Consider the following 19,862-nt stretch of genomic DNA (forward strand, 5'->3'; position numbering starts at 1 on the left):
ATGCTCTCCATGTCGTCGCTCGCGATCAGCAGCCGCCCCTTCGCGTCGGTCACCTGGGTCGGGTGGTCCTCGCTGTCCGGCAGTTCCAGCTCGCCGATGGGCACGTGCCTCGCGATCTGCTGGGCGACCTCGCTCGACCACTGGTCGGCCTGCCCTTCCGCCTGGTCGGTCAGGTTCGAGCGCAGCGCGAACAGCAGGGCGAACGCGGCGGCCACCAGGGCCACGGCCACCACGAGGGTCGCGGCGAGCGCGGCCCGGGACCGTACGGAGGAGAAGGGGCGTCTCATACGGCGACCAGCCGGTACCCGGCGCCGCGCACCGTCTGGATCGTCGTGGCGCCCAGCTTGCGGCGCAGCGCGCTGATGTAGACCTCGATGATGTTGGGGTCGCCGTCGTACGCGAAGTCCCAGACGTGCTCCAGGATCTCCGGCTTGCCGACGATCTGTCCGGCCCGGACGGCGAGCTGTTCCAGCACCGCGAACTCCTTGGCGGTGAGCGTGATCTCGGTGTCCCCGCGGTGCACGCGGCGGGCCGCGGTGTCGACGCTGAGGGTGCCGACGCGCAGGACGGGCGAGGCCCCGGCCGAACCCCGGCGGCGCAGCAGCGCCTTGACCCGGGCGACGAGCACGACGTACGAGAACGGCTTGGTCAGATAGTCGTCGGCGCCGGTGTCCAGGCCCTCGGCCTCGTCGTACTCGCCGTCCTTGGCCGTCAGCATCAGGATCGGTACGTCGTTGCCGGCGGCGCGCAGGGCGGCGCAGACGCGGTAGCCGTTCATGCCGGGCAGCATGATGTCGAGCACGATCAGGTCGTACGCGCCCTCACCGGCCAGGTGGAGCCCTTCGAGGCCGTCGTGCACGACGTCCACGGCGAAGCCCTCGGCCCGCAGGCCCTTGGCCAGCGACACCGCGAGCCGCTTCTCGTCCTCGACAATCAACAGGCGCATGCGGACAGCCTCCCAAAACGAACCTGAAGAAAGCTTCAGGTGGCTTCAGGCTGCCTTCAGCTTCCGTCAGCCAGATTGTGGTCAAGCGAAACGGCCCGACGGGGAGGAACCCTCATGAAGCGCAATCTTGTCATCGCCAGTATCACCGCGGCGGCTCTGATCGGCGGCGGTACGTACACCGCGGTCGCGACGGGCGCCACCGACACCGGCGCGGACACCGCGCCGAAGACGGTCTCCTCGGCGTCGCTCGTGAACGACGACGACCGCGACGACCGGAACGAGCCGGGCGACGACCGGGACGACCGGGACGACAACGGTGGCAGCGGCGACGACGCCGGTGGCAAGGGCAAGGACGGCACTTCGGCGGCGGGCCAGAAGCTCACCGCGGCCCAGGCCGCCGCCGCGGCGCTGAAGCAGCACCCCGGCAAGGTGGAGTCCGTCGATCTGGACGACGACGATGACGACGACCGCTCGTCCGCCGGCCGGCACTGGGAGGTCGACATCATCGGCCAGGACGGCAAGTGGTACGACCTGCGGGTCGACGCCTCGACCGGCGCGGTCCGCGCGGACAACGACGACGACAACGACGATGACGACGACGACCGCCAGGAGCGCGCGGCGGTGCGCGGCGCCGAGGTCGACGCCCAGGGAGCGGCCGCCGCAGCCCTCAAGAAGCACCCCGGCGCGGTGACGTCGGTCGACTCGGACGACGACGACCGCAAGGCCGGCCACTGGGAGGTCACGGTGCGGGGCGACGACGGCCGCACGCACGAGGTGACGGTCGACATGTCCTCCGGGGCGGTGGCCGCGGACCGGGACGACCACGGGGACGACGACGACCGGGACGACGACCGCCACGACGACCGTGACGACGACGACCGGGGTGACGACGACGGCGACGACGACTGAGTCCGCGGCCCCGGGCCGTGGTGGGTTTCGGGCGCCGGGGGGGACGTGTACGCGTCCTCCCCCCCGGCGCCCCGGTGCGTACCGGGCGCCGCGCTACCCGCCCGTCAGCCCCGCCACCAGTTCGTCCGCCGCCGCGTACGGGTCCAGTTCGCCCGCGACGATCCGCCGCGCCAGCGCCCCCAGGCGCCGGTCACCGCGCAGGTCGTCGATGCGTTCCCGGAGGGCGGTGACGGCGATGGTCTCCACCTCGCGGGCCGCGCGGCGGGTACGCCGCTGGTCGAGTACGTCGTGCTTCTCCAGCCACGCGCGGTGCTTCTCCAGGGCCTCGACGAACTCGTCGATCCCCTCGTCGCGCGCCGCCACCGTCTTGACGATGGGCGGGCGCCAGTCGGCGGGGCCGCGGGCCTCGCCGAGGCCGAGCATGTGGTTCAGCTCGCGCGCGGTGGCGTCGGCGCCGTCGCGGTCCGCCTTGTTGACGACGTAGAGGTCACCGATCTCCAGGATCCCGGCCTTGGCCGCCTGGATACCGTCCCCCATACCGGGCGCGAGCAGCACCACCGAGGTGTCGGCCTGGGAGGCGATCTCCACCTCCGACTGCCCGACCCCGACGGTCTCTACCAGGATCACGTCGCAGCCGGCCGCGTCGAGCACCCGGATCGCCTGCGGCGCCGACCAGGCGAGCCCGCCGAGATGGCCGCGGGTCGCCATGGAGCGGATGTAGACGCCGGGGTCCGACGCGTGGTCGGACATCCGGACCCGGTCCCCCAGCAGCGCGCCGCCGGAGAAGGGTGACGACGGGTCGACGGCCAGGACGCCGACGCGCTTGCCCGCCTTCCGGTAGGCGGACACCAGCGCCGATGTCGTCGTCGACTTGCCGACACCGGGCGAACCGGTGAGCCCGACGACGTACGCGCCGCCCGCCAGGGGGGCCAGCGCCGCCATCACCTCGCGCAGTTGCGGCGACGCCCCTTCGACCAGCGAGATCAGCCGCGCCACCGCCCGGGGCCGGCCTTCACGTGCCTGGGCCACCAGCTGGGGGACGTCCACCGTCATCCGTACCGCGCTCCGTTCCGATCCGATCCGATCCGTGGCCGGCGACCCCGGCCACGGTGCTGCCGGCTACGCCCTCGGCACCCGCACGATCAGGGCGTCGCCCTGGCCGCCGCCGCCGCACAGCGCCGCCGCGCCCACGCCGCCGCCGCGCCGCTGGAGTTCGAGCGCCAGGTGCAGCACCAGCCGGGCGCCGGACATGCCGATCGGGTGACCGAGGGCGATCGCACCACCGTTCACGTTCACCTTTTCAGGGGACACGCCCAGCTCCTTCGTCGACTGGACGGCGACCGCGGCGAACGCCTCGTTCATCTCGATCAGATCCAGGTCGTCGACGGCGAGGCCCTCCTTCTTCAGCGCGTGCCTGATGGCGTTCGCCGGCTGCGACTGGAGCGAGTTGTCCGGACCCGCCACGTTGCCGTGGGCGCCGATCTCCGCGATCCACTCCAGGCCCAGCTCCAGCGCCTTGGCCTTGCTCATGACCACGACGGCCGCCGCGCCGTCGGAGATCTGCGACGAGGAGCCGGCCGTGATGGTGCCGTCCTTGGCGAAGGCGGGCCGCAGCCCGCCCAGGGACTCGACGGTGGTCTCGGGGCGGATGCCCTCGTCCTGGTCGAAGACCACCGGGTCGCCCTTGCGCTGCGGGATCTCGACGGGCGTGATCTCGGCCCGGAAGACACCGTTCTCCCGCGCTGCGGCGGCCCGCTGGTGGGACTGCGCCGCGACCTCGTCCTGCTCGGGCCTGGCGATCGCGAGGCGGGTGTTGTGCTTCTCCGTGGAGGCGCCCATGGCGATGGACTCGAACGGGTCGGTCAGTCCGTCGTGCGCCATCGCGTCCAGCATCTCGATCGCGCCGTACTTGTAGCCCTCACGGGACTTCGGCAGCAGATGCGGCGCGTTGGTCATGGACTCCTGGCCGCCCGCGACGACGATGTCGAACTCGCCCGCGCGGATCAGCTGGTCGGCCAGCGCGATCGCGTCGAGGCCGGAGAGACAGACCTTGTTGATCGTGAGCGCGGGAACGTCCATCGGAATACCGGCCTTGACCGCCGCCTGTCGCGCCGGGATCTGCCCCGCCCCGGCCTGGAGCACCTGTCCCATGATCACGTACTGCACCTGCGCGCCGGTGACACCGGCCCGCTCCAGCGCGGCCTTGATGGCGAAGCCGCCGAGATCCGCGCCGGAGAAGGACTTGAGCGATCCGAGCAGCCTGCCCATGGGCGTACGCGCGCCGGCGACGATGACGGAGGTGGTGGGGTTCGAATCGGGCATGAGATGGGGCCCCTTTGCCTGACGATCGGTGGTTAACGAGGGTTCACCAAATGTACTGACCACTCAGGTCCCGGGTCACCTGGCAACGAGTGTGACGGCGCGCACGTTGCGTAACCGGCCGGTTGGCGCTGCACTGTGCGCATGCTGACGCGAATCGACCACATCGGAATCGCCTGTCACGACCTCGACGCCACCGTCGAGTTCTACCGGGCCACCTACGGCTTCGAGGTGTTCCACACCGAGGTCAACGAGGAGCAGGGCGTACGGGAGGCCATGCTCAAAATCAACGAGACGTCGGACGGCGGCGCCTCGTACCTCCAATTGCTCGAACCGGTCCGCGAGGACTCGGCCGTGGGCAAGTGGCTGGCCAAGAACGGCGAGGGGGTCCACCACATCGCCTTCGGGACCGCCGATGTCGACGGGGACTCGGAGGCGATCAGGCAGAAGGGGGTACGGGTGCTGTACGACGAGCCGCGCACCGGCTCGATGGGCTCCCGCATCACGTTTCTCCATCCCAAGGACTGTCACGGGGTCCTGACGGAACTCGTCACCTCGGCGGCGAAGCCCCAGGAGCACTGACCCGAACGATTCCCGGCCCGGTAGAGTGGGCCGCTCCGGGCCGGGGCCGGGTCGGGGCGGCGCCTCGGCCGATGATCTGTCACCATTCCCCGGGGGCCGTTCGCCCGTCGGGCGGTGTCGAATGCGGAGTTGCCAGAGTTGCGACCAGGGGACGGATGGGACCGCGCAGTGCGGGGCTACGAACGCCAGGAGAGCCACCGAGCTGACGACGACCACCTTTCGCGGTTCGAAGCCGAGATGGATCGGCTGAAGACCGCGCGGGAGAAGGCCGTCCAGCACGCCGAGGACCTCGGTTACCAGGTCGAAGTACTGCGCGCGAAACTGCACGAGGCGCGCCGCAATCTCGCGTCCCGGCCCTCTTACGACAACGCCGACATCGGCTACCAGGCCGAGCAGATGCTCCGCAACGCGCAGATCCAGGCCGACCAGCTGCGCACCGACGCCGAGCGTGAGCTGCGCGACGCCCGCGCCCAGACCCAGCGCATCCTCCAGGAGCACGCCGAGCACCAGGCCCGGCTCCAGGCCGAGCTGCACGCCGAGGCCGTCCAGCGCCGCCAGCGGCTCGACCAGGAGCTGGCCGAGCGCCGCCAGACCGTCGAGTCGCACGTCAACGAGAACGTCGCCTGGGCCGAGCAGCTGCGCGGCCGTACGGAGACGCAGGCCCGCAGGCTGCTCGACGAGTCGCGCGCCGAGTCCGAGAAGGCCCTCGGTGCCGCCCGCGCGGAGGCCACGAGGGTCGCCGAGGAGGCCCGCCGCCGGCTCGGCGCCGAGACCGAGACCGCGCGGGCCGAGGCCGAGGCGATCCTCCAGCGTGCCCGCAAGGACGCCGAGCGGCTGCTCAACGCCGCGTCCACGCAGGCGCAGGAGGCCACCAGCCACGCCGAGCAGCTCCGTACGACGACGACCGCCGAGTCCGACCAGGCGCGCCAGCAGGCGAGCGAGCTGAGCCGGTCGGCCGAGGCGCGCATACAGGAGGCGGACGAGCGGCTGCGCGAGGCCCGCGCCGAGGCCGAGAAGCTGGTCGCCGAGGCCAAGGAGGCCGCGGTCAAGCGACTGGCCGGCGCCGAGACCCAGTACGAGCAGCGCACCCGTACCGCCAAATCCGAGATCGCCCGGCTCGTCGGCGAGGCCACGAAGGAGTCGGAGGCGCTGAAGGCGGAGGCCGAGCAGGCGCTCGCCGACGCCCGCGCCGAGGCCGAGAAAATGGTCAAGGAGGCGGCGGAGAAGGCCCGTACGGCCGCCTCCGAGGACACCGCCGCCCAGCTCGCCAAGGCCGCCCGTACCGCCGAGGAGGTCCTCACCAAGGCCTCCGACGACGCCAGGGCCACCACCCGCGCCGCGAGCGAGGAGGCCGAGCGCATCCGGCGCGAGGCCGAGGCCGAGGCGGACCGGCTGCGCGGCGAGGCGGCCGAGCAGGCCGACCAGCTGAAGGGCGCGGCCAAGGACGACACCAAGGAGTACCGCGCCAAGACGGTCGAGCTCCAGGAGGAGGCACGCCGGCTGCGCGGCGAGGCCGAGACGCTGCGCTCCGAGGCCGTCGCCGAGGGCGAGCGCATCCGCGGCGAGGCGCGCCGGGAGGCCGTCCAGCAGATCGAGGAGGCGGCCAGCACCGCCGAGGAGCTGCTGACCAAGGCCCGCGCCGACGCCGACGAGCTGCGCGCCACCGCGTCCACGGACAGCGAGCGGGTGCGCACCGAGGCCATCGAGCGCGCCACGACGCTGCGCAAGCAGGCCGAGGAGACCCTGGAGCGCACCCGCGCCGAGGCGGACCGGCTGCGCGCCGAGGGCGAGGAGCAGGCCGAGGAGACGAAGGCCGCCGCCGAGCGGGCCGCGGCCGAGCTGCGCGAGGAGACCGAGCGCGGGGTCGAGACCCGCAGGTCCGAGGCCGCCGGCGAGCTGACACGGCTGCACACCGAGGCCGAACAGCGCCTGAGCGGCGCGGAGTCGGCGCTGACGGACGCCCGCGCCGAGAGCGAGCGGATCCGCCGTGAGGCCGCCGAGGAGACGGAGCGGCTGCGCGCGGAGGCCGCCGAGCGGCTGCGTACGCTCCAGGCCCAGGCCGAGCAGGAGGCCGAGCGGCTGCGGGACGAGGCGTCCGCGGACGCCGCCCGGTCCCGTGCGGAGGGCGAGTCGGCGGCGGAACGGCTGCGGGACGAGGCCGCCGAGGAGGCCGAGCGGGTCAAGTCCGAGGCCCAGGCGAGCGCCGACCGGCTGCGCGCGGAGGCCGCGGCCGCGGCCGAGCGGGTGGGGACGGAGGCGGCCGAGGCGCTGGACGCCGCGCAGGAGGAGGCGAGCCGACGCCGGCGCGAGGCCGAGGAGCTGCTGACGGCCGCCCGTACGGAGGCGGACCAGGAGCGCGAGCGGGCCCGCGAGCAGAGCGAGGAACTGCTGGCCTCGGCCCGTAAGCGGGTCGACGAGGCGCAGACCGAGGCGGCGCGACTGGTCGAGGAGGCCGATTTCCGCGCCACGGAGATGGTGTCGGCCGCCGAGCAGACGGCGCAGCAGGTGCGCGACGCGGTCGCGGGGCTGCACGACCAGGCCGAGCAGGAGATCGCGGGGCTGCGCTCCGCCGCCGAGCACGCCGCCGAGCGGACGAGGTCGCAGGCGCAGGAGGAGGCGGACCGGGTCCGCTCCGACGCGTACGCGGAGCGCGAGCGCGCCGCGGAGGACGTGTCGCGGCTGCGGACCCGTGCCCAGGAGGAGACCGAGGCGGCGAGGGCGCACGCCGAGCGCACCGTCGGCGAGGCGGTCGCGGAGGCGGAGCGGCTGCGCGCGGAGAGTTCCGACTACGCGCAGCGGCTGCGGACCGAGGCGTCGGACTCCCTGGCCACGGCCGAGCAGGACGCCGCACGGGCCCGCCAGGAGGCGCGCGACGACGCCAACCGCATCCGGGGCGACGCGGCGGAGCAGGCGGACCGGCTCATCGGCGAGGCGACGAGCGAGTCGGAGCGGATGCGCGCCGAGGCCGCCGATACGGTCAACTCGGCCCAGCGGGCGGCCGAACGGCTGCGCGCGGAGGCGGAACGGGTCAAGTCGGACGCCGACGCCGCGGCCGAACAGACCATCAGCGAGGCGATCACGGAGTCGGACCGGCTGCTCGACGACGCGCGGGCGAGCGCGTCCAAGCGCCGCGGCGACGCGGCCGAGCAGGCCGACCAGCTCATCAACAAGGCCCAGGAGGAGGCGCTGCGCGCCGCCACCGAGGCGGAGGCGCAGGCCGACGCGATGGTGGGCGCCGCGCGCTCCGAGGCGGCGCGGATCCACGCGGACGCGACGGTCGAGGGCAACTCCCTGGTGGAGAAGGCCCGTACGGACGCCGACGAGCTGCTGGTCGGGGCGCGCAACGACGCCACTGCCATCCGCGAACGCACCGAGGAGATGCGGGTGCGGGTCGAGGGCGAGATCGACCAGCTGCACGAGCGGGCGCGCCGTGAGACGGCCGAGCAGATGAAGAACGCGGGCGAGCGCGTCGACAAGCTGGTCAAGGCGGCCACCGAACAGCAGGCCGAGGCGGCGGAGAAGGCCAAGTCGCTGGTGGCGGAGGCCGGTTCGGAGGCGAGCAAGGTCCGGATCGCGGCGGTGAAGAAGGCCGAGGCGCTGCTGAAGGAAGCGGAGCTGAAGAAGGCCGAACTGACCCGTGCGGGTGAGAAGTTGCTCGCCGACGCCGAGGCCGAGGCGGCCCGGACCGTCGAGGAGGGCCGGCGTGAACTCGACGTACTGGTGCGCAGGCGCGAGGACATCCAGGCCGAGATCTCTCGTGTGCAGGACGTGTTGGAAGCGTTGGAATCCTTCGAGACTCCGGCCGCGAGTGGCAAGACGGGTTCAGGTGGCGGCTCCGGCGGGGGTAACGTCAAGGCGGGTGCGACGGCGGGTGTTACCCGTTCGGGTGGCAAGCAGTCCGACGGTTAGGGCCTGTCGTGCGGGGCGGGCCGGATCAGTGAGCGCCCGCCGCGCGGCGGCTGATGTCCGCGTTGGTGTCGTGGATCGCGAGGCGGAGGAGGGAGACATGGCGGAGCCGTGCCTCCTCGACTCCACCGACGACTCGGCGAGGCGCGGCACCGGGGCACGCGAGCCCGGCAAGTTCCGCACGACAGGCCCTCACCACTCAAAAGGCTGGACATTCTCCAGACCAAACCGGCATCCGCACGATGACACGCCGCTTCGGCACCTAGGATTCCCCCTATCACCTCACCGGTCTCATTCGACAGGAACCCCATGAGCGACACTTCCTCCCCATTCGGCTTCGAGCTCGTGCGGCGTGGTTACGACCGCGGTCAGGTGGATGACCGCATTACCAAACTCGTCGCCGACCGTGACAGCGCTCTCGCACGGATCACCGCACTGGAAAAGCGCATCGAGGAGCTCCACCTCGAAACGCAGAACGCCCAGGCCCAGGTCACCGACGCGGAGCCGTCGTACGCCGGCCTCGGAGCGCGCGTCGAGAAGATCCTCCGCCTCGCCGAGGAGGAGGCGAAGGACCTGCGCGAGGAGGCCCGTCGCGCGTCCGAACAGCACCGTGAGCTCGCCGAGTCGGCGGCCCAGCAGGTGCGCAACGACGCCGAGGCGTTCTCCGCCGACCGCAAGGCGAAGGCGGAGGACGAGGGCGTCCGCATCGTCGAGAAGGCGAAGGGCGAGGCCCAGACCCTGCGCTCCGAGGCGCAGAAGGACGCGCAGCAGAAGCGCGAGGAGGCGGACGCGCTCTTCGAGGAGACCCGCGCCAAGGCCGCCCAGGCCGCCGCGGACTTCGAGACGAACCTCGCCAAGCGGCGTGAGCAGTCCGAGCGTGACCTGGCCTCGCGTCAGGCGAAGGCCGAGAAGCGCCTGGCGGAGATCGAGCACCGCGCCGAGCAGCTGCGTCTGGAGGCGGAGAAGCTCCGTACGGACGCGGAGCGCCGTGCCCGTCAGACGGTGGAGACGGCGCAGCGCCAGGCCGAGGACATCGTGGCCGACGCGAACGCCAAGGCCGACCGGATCCGCAGCGAATCGGAGCGCGAGCTGGCGGCGCTCACCAACCGCCGCGACTCGATCAACGCCCAGCTGACCAACGTCCGCGAGATGCTGGCCACGCTGACCGGTGCGGCCGTCGCCGCGGCGGGTACGCCGGCGGAGGACGAGCCGATCTCCCGCGGGGTCCCGGCCCAGCAGTCGCGCTAGTCACAGACGGAGCGCTTCCGCAAGTAACGATCGTGCAAGCCCCCCGCCACCGGAGTGGCGGGGGGCTTTGCGCACCCATAGGTTTGTCCGCATGATCGAGGTCGAAGGGCTCACCAAACGTTTCGGGAAGAAAATCGCGGTCGACCAGCTCTCCTTCCAGGTCCGGCCTGGGGTGGTGACGGGTTTTCTGGGTCCCAACGGAGCCGGTAAGTCGACGACCATGCGGATGATGCTGGACCTGGACATCCCCACCGGGGGTTCCGTCCGCATCGACGGGAAGCACTACCGCGAGCTGCAGGAGCCGGTGAAGTACATCGGCGCCCTGCTCGACGCGAAGGCCATGCACGGCGGGCGCAGCGCGTACAACAACCTCCTGTGTCTGGCGCAGAGCAACCGCATCCCGGTGAGCCGGGTCAACGAGGTGCTCGACACCGTCGGTCTGACGGCCGTGGCGAAGCAGAAGTCGAAGGGTTTCTCGCTCGGGATGGGGCAGCGGCTGGGAATCGCCGCGGCGCTGCTCGGAGATCCCGAGATCCTGATGTTCGACGAGCCGGTGAACGGTCTGGACCCCGAGGGCATCCACTGGATCCGCAACTTGATGAAGGCCCTCGCGGCGCAGGGCCGGACCATCTTCGTCTCCAGCCATCTGATGAGTGAAATGGCGCTGACGGCTGACCACTTGATCGTGATCGGTCAGGGCAAGCTGCTCGCGAACACCTCGATGGCGGATTTCATCCAGGAGAACTCGCGCAGTTTCGTACGGCTCCGCTCCCCGCAGCAGGAGCAGCTGCGCGACGCGCTCCACGGGGGCGGTTTCACCGTCGTCGAGGCGGGCGACGGCGCGCTGGAGATCGACGGCTCCACCTCCGAGGAGATCGGTGAGCTGGCCGCCCGGCACGGTCTCGTGCTGCACGAGCTGAGTTCCCAACGCGCCTCGCTGGAAGAGGCGTTCATGCAGATGACGGCCGAGTCGGTCGAGTACCACGCCCACTCCGCCCCCGGCACGGGCCCGGCGGCCCCCGCGCCGCCGGGCACGGCCCCGGGTCCCCGGTGGGGGCAGCACGACAACCAGGGCAAGGGAGTCTGACCCATGGCATCGGTACCAGCGGTCCTCCAGTCGGAGTGGACCAAGATCCGTACGGTCTCCTCCACGATCTGGACCCTCGCCGTCGCGTTCCTCGTCACCGTGGCCATGGGCGTCGCCCTGTCGGCGCTGCTCAGCACCACGTTCGACGATCTGTCGCAGGCCGAGCGCGTCACGTTCGACCCCACCTTCGTGAGCTTCTCCGGGATGATCCTGGGACAGCTGGCGATGGTGGTCTTCGGTGTCCTGGTCGTCGGATCCGAGTACAGCTCGGGCATGATCCGCACCTCGCTCGCCGCCGTACCGCAGCGGGGCGCGTTCCTCTTCAGCAAGCTGGCGGTCGCCGGGGCGCTGGCCCTGGTGGTCGGGCTCCTCACCGGCTTCGTCTCGTTCTTCCTCGGGCAGGCGGTGCTCGGCGAACACGGGACGTCCCTCGGTGAGCCGCACGTGCTGCGCGCGGTCATCGGCAGCGGTCTCTACATGGGGCTGATCGCGCTGTTCTCGATGGGTGTCGCGGCGATGCTGCGCAGCTCGATGCTGTCGCTCGGCATCCTGATGCCGTTCTTCTTCCTGGTCTCGCAGATCCTCGCCTCCGTACCGAAGGCGAAGGAGGTCGCCCGGTACTTCCCCGACCAGGCGGGCTCCAAGATCATGCAGGTGGTTCCCGGCGCGATGAACTCCAGCGACGGTCCCTACACCCCGTGGGAGGGGATGGGGATCATGGTGCTGTGGGTCGTCGCCGCGCTGATCGGCGGCTATCTCGTACTGAAGAAGCGCGACGCGTAGGGCTCCGTCCCGGGAGCGGCGGCGGTCGGACCGGCCGCCGCCCCGTCGTAACGACTTGGCCGGAACCGTCAAGGCCCGGATATCCTCCTAACTCCTACGGGGGCTTTCGGTCCGAAGAGGCCACCGCCCCGACACCTGACCGAGCTGTCGATGGGGCTGGAGAATGATCGAGGCAGTCGGCCTGACGAAGCGCTACGGCGCCAAGACGGCCGTGTACAACCTTTCCTTCCAGGTGAGGCCCGGTACCGTCACCGGGTTCCTGGGCCCCAACGGTTCCGGCAAGTCCACGACGATGCGGATGATCCTCGGCCTCGACCGGCCGACCGCCGGTCATGTGACCGTGGGCGGACACCCCTTCCGCCGGCTTCCGAACGCGCCCCGCCAGGTCGGCGCGCTGCTGGACGCGAAGGCGGTGCACGGCGGGCGCAGCGCGCGCAACCACCTGCTCTCGCTCGCGCAGCTCTCCGGCATCCCGGCGGCGCGCGTGGACGAGGTGCTGGGCGTGGTCGGCCTCCAGGACGTGGCGCGCCGCCGTTCCAGCGGTTACTCGCTCGGTATGGGGCAGCGGCTCGGCATCGCCGCCGCGCTGCTCGGCGACCCGCAGGTGCTGCTCTTCGACGAGCCGGTGAACGGTCTCGACCCCGAGGGCATCCTCTGGGTCCGCAATCTGATGAAGCAGCTCGCGTCGGAGGGCCGTACGGTCTTCGTCTCCTCGCACCTGATGAGCGAGATGGCCCTGACCGCCGAGCACCTGATCGTGATCGGGCGCGGGCAGCTGCTCTCCGACATGAGCGTCAAGGAATTCATCTCGCACAACTCGGCGGACTTCGCGCGGGTCCGCCCCGCGCAGGGCGATCCCGAGGCGCGCGAGAAGCTGGTGGCCGCGCTCGGTGAGGCGGGCGGCCAGGTGCTGTCCGAGCCGGACGGGGCGCTGCGCGTCACCGGGCTGCCGCTCCCCCGTATCAGCGATCTGGCGCACGAGTCGGACGTACGGCTCTGGGAGCTGTCCCCGCACCAGGCGTCGCTGGAGGAGGCGTACATGCGGCTGACGCAGGGCGCCGTGGACTACCGGTCGACGGCCGACCAGCTCGCCGGGTTCGCGCCGCCGCCGCAGCCGGGCTACGGCGGGCAGCTGTACCAGCCGCCGGTCGTGCCCGAGGTGCCGACGCAGGGCTGGTACGCGCCGCCGCCGCCCGGAGAGAACCCGTACGCGGCGCAGGGCGGCCCGGCGGGCCCGCGGCCGGCCGACGCCGCCGCCGTGGCGCACGCGCCGGCGCCTGTGCCTGTGCCGGCGGACGCGCCCGTGGCCGTGCCCGCCGAGACGGCCGCACCTGATCCCACCGAGCGCGGCGGCGACGCGGGAGCGGGCGGCGCGGGCGACGGGAAGACCGCTACGACCGACAAGGACGACCGATGACAGCCCCCCACGAGCAGCAGGCGCCGATCTGGCAGGGCGGGCAGCCCCTCGGGTCGTACACCTCCCCGATCCCGGTCCGTCCTGCCACCTTCGGCGACGCGCTCGCCTCGGAGTGGACCAAGATCCGCTCCGTCCGCTCGACCATGTGGACACTCGGCGTCATGATCGTCCTGATGGTGGGCGTCGGAGGTCTCGCCGCCTGGGCCGTCTCCCTCTCGGAGGCAGATCTCGGCGCGGAGTCGGCGCTGCCGCTGGGCTTCTTCGGCGCGCTGCTCAGCTCGATCTGTGTGATCACCCTCGGCGTGCTGACCATCGCGTCCGAGTACGGCACGGGCATGATCCGCACCACCCTGACCGCCTGCCCCAGCCGCGGCCGGGTGCTGGCGGCGAAGTCGCTCGTCTTCTTCCTGCTCGTCCTCACGATCACGACGGTCACGGCGGCCCTGGTGGGCGGCGTCCAGGTCGCGCTGCTGGACGGCCGCGCGCCCACCGGCCAGGAGTGGCTCCAGGCCACGCTCGGTGTCGGCCTCTACCTGGCGCTGCTGGGGCTGATGTCACTGGGCGTGGGCGCGCTCATCAGGCACTCGGCGGGCGCGATCACCATCATGATCGGGGTGGTGCTGCTGCCGCTGGTGCTGGCGATGTTCATGTTCTCGTCGTCGCTGGTCGACGTGCAGCAGGCCCTGTTCGAGTACTCGATCCCGAGCCAGATCGCGGTGCTCTACGACACCTCGATGACCGGGTCGGGGCCGAGCGGCTGGGATCCGCTGTTCATCGGGACGGCCGTCTCGGCCGTGGTGATGGCCTTCGCGTTCTTCTCGCTCGACCGGCGCGACGTGTAGGCGCGACGCCCGCCGGGACTCAGAACTTCGGCGCGTTACGGGACCGCTGCACCCGCGAGGTGCGGCGGTCCTTCGCGTTCCAGCACGCCTTGTGCCAGTGCCGCCGGTCGTCCACGCCGCCGTACTCGGGCCACGCCACCACGTGGGGCACACCCGAGGGGATCTCCTGGTCGCAGCCGGGGCAGCGGTACCGCTTGCCCGCGGCGCCGGCGCCCGCCACCTGACGGACCGCCCACTCCTCGCCCTGCCAGGACTCGGTGCGCTGGAACCCGCCGTACCGGTCCGACACCTCCCCGTCGTGGCCGGTCGGGGTCTCGCCGCCTCGGGGGCGGTTGCGACGCGGGGACACATGACACCTCACGGGGCAGACAGCACGGTTCCCCTCCAGCGTACGGGCCGCTCTCCCGGTACCGGGCCCGCACCTCGTGAGACCGTGGGCACCCGCACGGTGCAGTTAGCGGACAATCGCAACAACTTCTTCGGTGCCCGTGCCCATGGCACGTGTCAGACGTTAATGCCTGCAGGGGGAGACGCGTCAGCCGCAAGGAGGCAGAAGGCGATGCGAGTTGGAGCTTTTGTACTGGCCGCCCAGTTCCCGGGCCAGGGCCAGGGGGAAGCACTGCACCGAGCGGTGCGTACGGCGGAGGTCGCCGAGGAGGCCGGGCTGGACTCGGTCTGGCTGGCCGAGCACCACTTCGTGCCGTACGGCACGTGCCCGTCGGCGGTGACACTGGCCGGCCTGCTCCTGGGGCGCACACAGCGTCTACGGGTGGGTACGGCGGTCAGCGTGTTGCCGAACACACATCCGGTGGCACTCGGGGAGCAGGCGGCGCTGCTGCATCTGCTCTCCGGCGGGCGGTTCTCGCTCGGCGTGGGCCGGGGCGGCCCGTGGGTCGATCTGGAGGTCTTCGGATCGGGTCTGCGGGCGTACGAACGGGACTTCCCGGAATCGCTCGACCTGCTGCTGCGGTGGCTGCGCGAGTCACGGGTGTCGGCGGACGGTGAGCGCTACCGCTTCCGTGAAGTCCCGGTCGTACCAAGGCCGGACGAGCTGATCGGGGGCGCCGGCGGTCCCGAGGTGGTCGTCGCGTGCACGTCCGCGAAGAGCGTACGGCTCGCGGCCGGGCACGGACTGCCGATGCTGCTGGGCATGCACTGCGGGGACGAGGAGAAGGCCGAGATGGTGGCCCTGTGGCGTACCCACGCCATCGCCGCCGGCCGCACCCCCGAGGAGGCCGACGGCGCCGGGCACGTGTCCGCGGGCGTGGCGCAGATCGCCGACGACCGCACGGAGGCGACCGAGACACTGGTGAAGGCCATGCCCGGCTGGCTGCGGGAGGGACTGGAAGCCCATGTGACGGTCGACGGCAGGCACCGGTCCATGCGTGATCCCGTCGCGTACACGGAGTTGCTGTGCGGGCTGCATCCGGTGGGCTCCCCCCGGCTCGCCGCCGACCGCCTCGCGGCCACGGCGGAACGCACCGGAATCACACGCTTCGCGCTGCTCGTCGAGGGCTCCGGGGACCTGGCGGCCACGGAGGAGAACGTACGGAGGATCGGGGCCGAGGTACTGCCACAGCTCCGCTGAGGCGGCGGCGGGCCCGTCCCCCCGGGGCGCACGACAGTCGTCGGACGGATCCCTGTGTCGGCCCAGGAATCCGCCGGCGGACCGAAGCCGTGCGGACCGGAGCCGTCAGCAGTCCCGGAGCTCCGGCGACTGGTTGAGCAACTGCCCCCTGATGGAAGTGAAGCGGGCGAGCCTCTCGTCGACCGAGGGGTCCAGCGGGAACACCGCGACCCGGTGACAGTTCTGGAATGCCAGGCGCACCCCGAAGTGGCGCTGAAGCGCACCGCGGATCGCGTCACTGGCGAGCGCGCGCAGCAGCTGACCACGTGCCTGCTCGTCCGGCGGCGGCGTCTGGTTGTCGGCGAACTCTCCGCCGTCCACCTTCAGCTGGGCCACCAAGGAGCTGATCATCTCCCACGCGAAGGGCAGGGAGGTCCGGACGCAGTCGACGAATTCGGCTTCGTCGACCTCGCCTCGCTCGGCCTGCTCCAAGAGTGCCGGTGAGACGTCGAGCGACATGGGTTCTCCTCTCGCGACCCCGAAAAATCGGGGCCTTACGGGCAGGGAAGGGGGAGACGACGACGCAGCGTGCACGACCGGCGACCTCCTGCATCCACGTTATGCGTGCTGTCCGGACCGCACCAGGCGAATGGGAACACAACCGGCCACAAACGAACGGGGCTTGAGGGGCGAATCACGGCGTACGCCGACAGTCGAGTAGCGTTGCGGACCATGCGCCTCGTCATCGCCCGCTGCTCCGTCGACTACGCGGGCCGGCTCACCGCCCACCTGCCCGCCGCCCCCCGTCTGATCCTGGTCAAAGCTGACGGGAGCGTGTCGATCCACGCGGACGACCGGGCGTACAAACCTCTGAACTGGATGTCCCCGCCCTGCACCCTGAAAGAGGGCACGGGTGACGATGTCGGGGTATGGACGGTCGTGAACAAAGCGGGCGAGAAACTGATCATCACGATGGAGGAAGTCCTCCACGACTCGTCCCATGAACTCGGGGTCGATCCGGGTCTGATCAAGGATGGCGTGGAAGCACACCTCCAGGAGCTCCTCGCCGACCGCATCGAGACACTCGGCGACGGCTACAGCCTGATCCGCCGCGAATACCCGACCGCCATCGGCCCGGTGGACATCCTGTGCCGTGACTCGGACGGCGCGACGGTCGCCATCGAGATCAAACGCCGCGGCGACATCGACGGCGTGGAGCAACTGACGCGCTATCTCGACCTGTTGAACCGCGACCCCCATCTCTCCCCGGTACGCGGCCTGTTCGCCGCCCAGGAGATCAAGCCCCAGGCCCGCGTACTGGCGACGGACCGGGGCATCGGGTGCGTGGTGCTGGACTACGACGCGCTCAGGGGCATCGAGGACGACAAACTGCGGCTGTTCTAGACGCCGTTACGGGAGTGGCGGGCGGGCCCGGGGCCGTCGACCTCGTCCGCCATCTCCCGCAGGAGCTTCCGCCAGGGATCCGGATCGAACGCCCGCAGCACCTGTTCCCTGTCCCGCCTCAGGGCCTGCCGGACCTCCGGGTCACCCTGACGGTTCTTCGCCATCAGGTCGAGGAGACGGCCGGCCGCCGCCGGGATCTCCGCGCCGCCCGACATCCTGACGCAACTGCTCCGCGTCCCGTAGATGTCCTCGAAGCACGCGTACTGGGTGACGGCGCACGGCACTTCGGCGATGGCCGCCAACGCGGGGCCGAGCCCGACGCTCTCCACGTCCGAGGTGTTGGGGGTGAAGAGCACCGCTCCCCCGCTCGCCCGGCACAGGGCGAGCAGGTCGATCTCGTCGAGCCGCCAGTGGCCCGCCGCGTCCCTGTGGCTCGACAGCGGCACCCCGTCCAAAAAGACCACGTCGTCCTGGACGTTCAGCTCCTGGACGACGGAGACCACCTCCTTGGCGTACGGCGGGTCCTCGTCCAGACTGCCGAACACCAGCAGGCAGGGCGCCGGCGTCCCCCGCTCCGCACAGATCCGCTTCATCTCGGCGAACATCGCGACCGCTATCTCCACCCCCTTCACCTGGAACACCCTCACGGGTACCAGCAACAGCGGCCGGTCCGGGGCCAGTCCGCGCTGCGCCAGGAACGACGCGTGCCGGTCGCCCGGCCCCTCCGGCGCGGGCGTCGGGAGTACGTTCGGCAGCGTCGTCGCCTCCAGCCGCGTCGGGTACCCCTTCACCTCCTCCGCCAGCGCGGGTGAGATGACGGCCCAGCGGTGACAGGGATGCGTACCGGGCACGGGGGTGAACTCGTTCGGCGACGGGGGGTACACACGGGCCCCGTCCTCGAAGATCGCGCAGGTGCCGAAGAGGTCGTGGTCCCAGAACAGCACTCCGCCCGGCACACCCGGGGGCCAGCGCCGGGCGGCCGCCCGGTGCAGACCGAGCGTCACGGGCACGGCGTCGGAGAGCGTCATGTTGACCGCGCAGACCCAGTCGACGCCGTGCTCCTCGAACCAGCGCGTGAAGTACTCCTCGTACGGCCCGGCGAGCGACTCCACCCTGCGGCGCAGATCCGCGCGCTCCTCCTCGTCCAGTGCGGCGGCCCGCGCCACCGCGCCGCGGATCCCGGTCAGTTCACGCATCAGCTCCGCGCGGCCGGCGCCGAGGGGCACTGCGTCGCTGGTGGCCATCCAGTCGGGATACACGCTCCGCTCGGAGCCCCGCGGGAAGAAGTGCTGCTTGTCGGGCCGCCAGGAGAAGCCGAGATCGGCCACCACCGGCAGCTCAAGAGTCCCGTTTCCGAGCTCGGACTCGATCACGTTCCGGAAGATGGTGAGCAGGCCGCTCACGGGCAGGCCATCTCCTGATATCAGCGCCAGTTTCATCGAAAACCTTCTTTTGAGGATGATGGACTGAATCCCGATACCGGGACGATTCATGCGCGGAAATTCAGAAAGCTACGGTTGTAATTCAGGGAGTGTCAAGCATTCCCCGATCAACGCACAGTTCAAGCCAATGGTGGCGAAGAATACCCTCCGACCAGGGGCGGGAATCGCCATGGGTGACCGATGCATTGATTTGTCCGGACGCGGTCCGGATAAGCAGTAAAACCGGGAGATGGGGGTGCCCGGGATTCCCGGTCACCCGGCCGACGCCTCGGCGCTACGCTCTCGTGTCATGAAAAAGACTCGGCTCGACATCGATCGCATCCGGGCGGCCCGTCGGATGATCGATCCGGTTTTTCTCGATACTCCGCTGTACCGGTGCGAGGCGCTGGAGGCCCGAATCGGGTGCGCCGTGAGCGTCAAGCTCGAAACGGCGAATCCGGTGCGCAGCTTCAAGGGCCGCGGCACGGAGGTGGTCGCGAGTCTGCTGGCGGACAGCGGCCAGGGGGCCGTGGTCTGCGCCAGTGCGGGCAACCTTGGTCAGGCCCTCGCGTGGTCCGGGCGCGGCCGGGGGCTCGACGTGACCGTGGTGGCGTCGCGCTTCGCGGCGGCGGTCAAGCTCGACCGCATACGCGCGCTGGGCGCCGGGCTCGAACTGGTGGACGGTGACCACGAGATGGCCCGTGAGCGGGCGGCGGACATCGCGCGGCACGAGGGCATCCGGCTGGTCGAGGACAGTCTGGACATCGAGACGTGCGAAGGCGCGGCGACGATCGGCCTGGAACTGGTGGACGGCGCGCCGTCGTTCGACACCGTCCTGATCGCTCTCGGCGGCGGGGCGCTGGCCACCGGCGTGGGGCATGTGCTGAAGACCCTCGCCCCCGGGGTCGAGGTGATCTGCGTCCAGCCGCTGGGCGCACCGGCGATGACGTACTCGTGGCGTGGGCGGCGGGTCGTCACCACCGAGTCGACCGACACCATCGCCGACGGTGTCGCCGGCCGGTGTCCCCTCCCGGCCGTCCTGGACGACCTGCTGCTCGTCGCCGACGACGCCGTACTGGTCAGGGAGGCGTCGATCATCGCCGGTATGCGGATGCTGCTCGACGACGCCGGACTCGTCGTCGAGCCGTCGGCCGCGCTCGGCGTCGCGGCGATCCTGGAGGACCGTGACCGCTTCGCCGGACGGCGGGTGGTCACCGTCGTCTGCGGCAGCAACGTCGATGTGGACGCCTATCGACGCTGGGTCGGTACGGCCGCCGGGCCCGGGGCCTGACCGCCCCGGGCGGCGCGGCGCCGGTCAGATCACCGGCGACGCCGTGTCCGTACCGGCGGGGCCTTGCGTGCTCTGCGTACTGTCCGTGCTCTGCGTCGTCGCGGGGTCCGACGGGGCCTCGGGCGCCGGTTCCACCGGGG

At 71.3% G+C, this 19,862-nt stretch carries 17 protein-coding genes and 1 pseudogene; 11 read left to right on the top strand and 7 right to left on the bottom strand.

What is annotated here, in order from left to right:
- A pseudogene (locus GXP76_RS23155) lies at positions 1–287 on the bottom strand (two-component sensor histidine kinase); the annotation flags it as partial.
- A complete protein-coding gene (locus GXP76_RS23160) occupies positions 284–946 on the bottom strand; it encodes a response regulator transcription factor (protein ID WP_242573503.1) in 663 nt (220 codons plus the stop codon). The pseudogene GXP76_RS23155 and the gene GXP76_RS23160, both read right to left, overlap by 4 nt.
- A 114-nt stretch (positions 947–1,060) precedes the next feature.
- Here GXP76_RS23160 and GXP76_RS23165 point away from each other — a divergent pair, with 114 nt between their 5' ends.
- A complete protein-coding gene (locus tag GXP76_RS23165; protein ID WP_242573504.1) occupies positions 1,061–1,855 on the top strand; it encodes a PepSY domain-containing protein in 795 nt (264 codons plus the stop codon).
- Between the two features lie 93 nt (positions 1,856–1,948).
- Here GXP76_RS23165 and meaB read toward each other — a convergent pair whose 3' ends face one another.
- Both meaB and GXP76_RS23175 read right to left on the bottom strand, forming a co-directional pair.
- Positions 1,949–2,908, bottom strand: a complete 960-nt coding sequence (gene meaB / locus GXP76_RS23170; RefSeq protein WP_242573505.1) for a methylmalonyl Co-A mutase-associated GTPase MeaB — start codon at positions 2,906–2,908, stop codon at positions 1,949–1,951.
- Between the two features lie 66 nt (positions 2,909–2,974).
- Complete coding sequence (locus tag GXP76_RS23175) at positions 2,975–4,177, bottom strand: acetyl-CoA C-acetyltransferase (protein ID WP_242573506.1); 1,203 nt, start codon at positions 4,175–4,177, stop codon at positions 2,975–2,977.
- A 141-nt stretch (positions 4,178–4,318) separates the two neighbouring features.
- Here GXP76_RS23175 and mce point away from each other — a divergent pair, with 141 nt between their 5' ends.
- The 7 genes from mce to GXP76_RS23210 all read left to right on the top strand — a co-directional run bounded on the left by mce (position 4,319) and on the right by GXP76_RS23210 (position 14,039).
- The gene (gene mce, locus GXP76_RS23180) at positions 4,319–4,756 is read left to right on the top strand and encodes a methylmalonyl-CoA epimerase (RefSeq protein WP_242573507.1); all 438 of its coding nucleotides are present in this window, start codon (positions 4,319–4,321) and stop codon (positions 4,754–4,756) included.
- A 168-nt stretch (positions 4,757–4,924) separates the two neighbouring features.
- The gene (scy, locus tag GXP76_RS23185; protein WP_242573508.1) at positions 4,925–8,665 is read left to right on the top strand and encodes a polarized growth protein Scy; all 3,741 of its coding nucleotides are present in this window, start codon (positions 4,925–4,927) and stop codon (positions 8,663–8,665) included.
- 306 nt (positions 8,666–8,971) lie between these two features.
- Positions 8,972–9,910: a cellulose-binding protein gene (locus tag GXP76_RS23190; RefSeq protein WP_242573509.1), complete on the top strand. Its 939-nt coding sequence runs from the start codon at positions 8,972–8,974 to the stop codon at positions 9,908–9,910.
- A gap of 91 nt (positions 9,911–10,001) precedes the next feature.
- The gene (locus GXP76_RS23195) at positions 10,002–10,997 is read left to right on the top strand and encodes an ATP-binding cassette domain-containing protein (RefSeq protein WP_242573510.1); all 996 of its coding nucleotides are present in this window, start codon (positions 10,002–10,004) and stop codon (positions 10,995–10,997) included.
- Between the two features lie 3 nt (positions 10,998–11,000).
- Positions 11,001–11,780: an ABC transporter permease subunit gene (locus GXP76_RS23200; protein ID WP_242573511.1), complete on the top strand. Its 780-nt coding sequence runs from the start codon at positions 11,001–11,003 to the stop codon at positions 11,778–11,780.
- A 163-nt stretch (positions 11,781–11,943) separates the two neighbouring features.
- Positions 11,944–13,197 carry an ATP-binding cassette domain-containing protein gene (locus tag GXP76_RS23205; RefSeq protein WP_242573512.1) on the top strand — a complete coding sequence of 418 codons (1,254 nt, stop codon included), beginning with the start codon at positions 11,944–11,946 and terminating at the stop codon, positions 13,195–13,197.
- The gene (locus GXP76_RS23210; protein WP_242573513.1) at positions 13,194–14,039 is read left to right on the top strand and encodes an ABC transporter permease subunit; all 846 of its coding nucleotides are present in this window, start codon (positions 13,194–13,196) and stop codon (positions 14,037–14,039) included. Before GXP76_RS23205 ends, GXP76_RS23210 begins: the two co-directional genes overlap by 4 nt.
- Before the next feature lie 19 nt (positions 14,040–14,058).
- Here the strand turns inward: GXP76_RS23210 and GXP76_RS23215 are convergent, their stop codons facing one another.
- Positions 14,059–14,388, bottom strand: coding sequence for an ATP/GTP-binding protein (locus GXP76_RS23215; RefSeq protein WP_242573514.1), 330 nt, complete (start codon positions 14,386–14,388; stop codon positions 14,059–14,061).
- 210 nt (positions 14,389–14,598) lie between these two features.
- Here GXP76_RS23215 and GXP76_RS23220 point away from each other — a divergent pair, with 210 nt between their 5' ends.
- Positions 14,599–15,627, top strand: a complete 1,029-nt coding sequence (locus GXP76_RS23220; protein WP_242573515.1) for an LLM class flavin-dependent oxidoreductase — start codon at positions 14,599–14,601, stop codon at positions 15,625–15,627.
- A gap of 105 nt (positions 15,628–15,732) precedes the next feature.
- Here the strand turns inward: GXP76_RS23220 and GXP76_RS23225 are convergent, their stop codons facing one another.
- The gene (locus tag GXP76_RS23225) at positions 15,733–16,125 is read right to left on the bottom strand and encodes an SCO5389 family protein (RefSeq protein ID WP_023538618.1); all 393 of its coding nucleotides are present in this window, start codon (positions 16,123–16,125) and stop codon (positions 15,733–15,735) included.
- Between the two features lie 213 nt (positions 16,126–16,338).
- Between GXP76_RS23225 and nucS the strand changes: the two genes are divergently transcribed.
- Entirely contained in the window at positions 16,339–17,010 is a 672-nt protein-coding gene (nucS, locus tag GXP76_RS23230; RefSeq protein ID WP_242573516.1) for an endonuclease NucS, read from the top strand.
- Here nucS and GXP76_RS23235 read toward each other — a convergent pair.
- Entirely contained in the window at positions 17,007–18,449 is a 1,443-nt protein-coding gene (locus GXP76_RS23235; RefSeq protein ID WP_242573517.1) for a hypothetical protein, read from the bottom strand. The two genes, nucS and GXP76_RS23235, sit on opposite strands and share 4 nt — an antisense overlap.
- 292 nt (positions 18,450–18,741) lie before the next feature.
- On the opposite strand from GXP76_RS23235, the gene GXP76_RS23240 reads away from it, so the two are divergent.
- The gene (locus GXP76_RS23240) at positions 18,742–19,722 is read left to right on the top strand and encodes a threonine/serine dehydratase (RefSeq protein ID WP_242573518.1); all 981 of its coding nucleotides are present in this window, start codon (positions 18,742–18,744) and stop codon (positions 19,720–19,722) included.
- The last annotated feature ends 140 nt before the right edge of the window (positions 19,723–19,862 follow it).

Origin of the sequence: Streptomyces sp. NP-1717, assembly GCF_022695985.1 — a bacterium.
Taxonomy (GTDB): Bacteria; Actinomycetota; Actinomycetes; order Streptomycetales; family Streptomycetaceae; genus Streptomyces.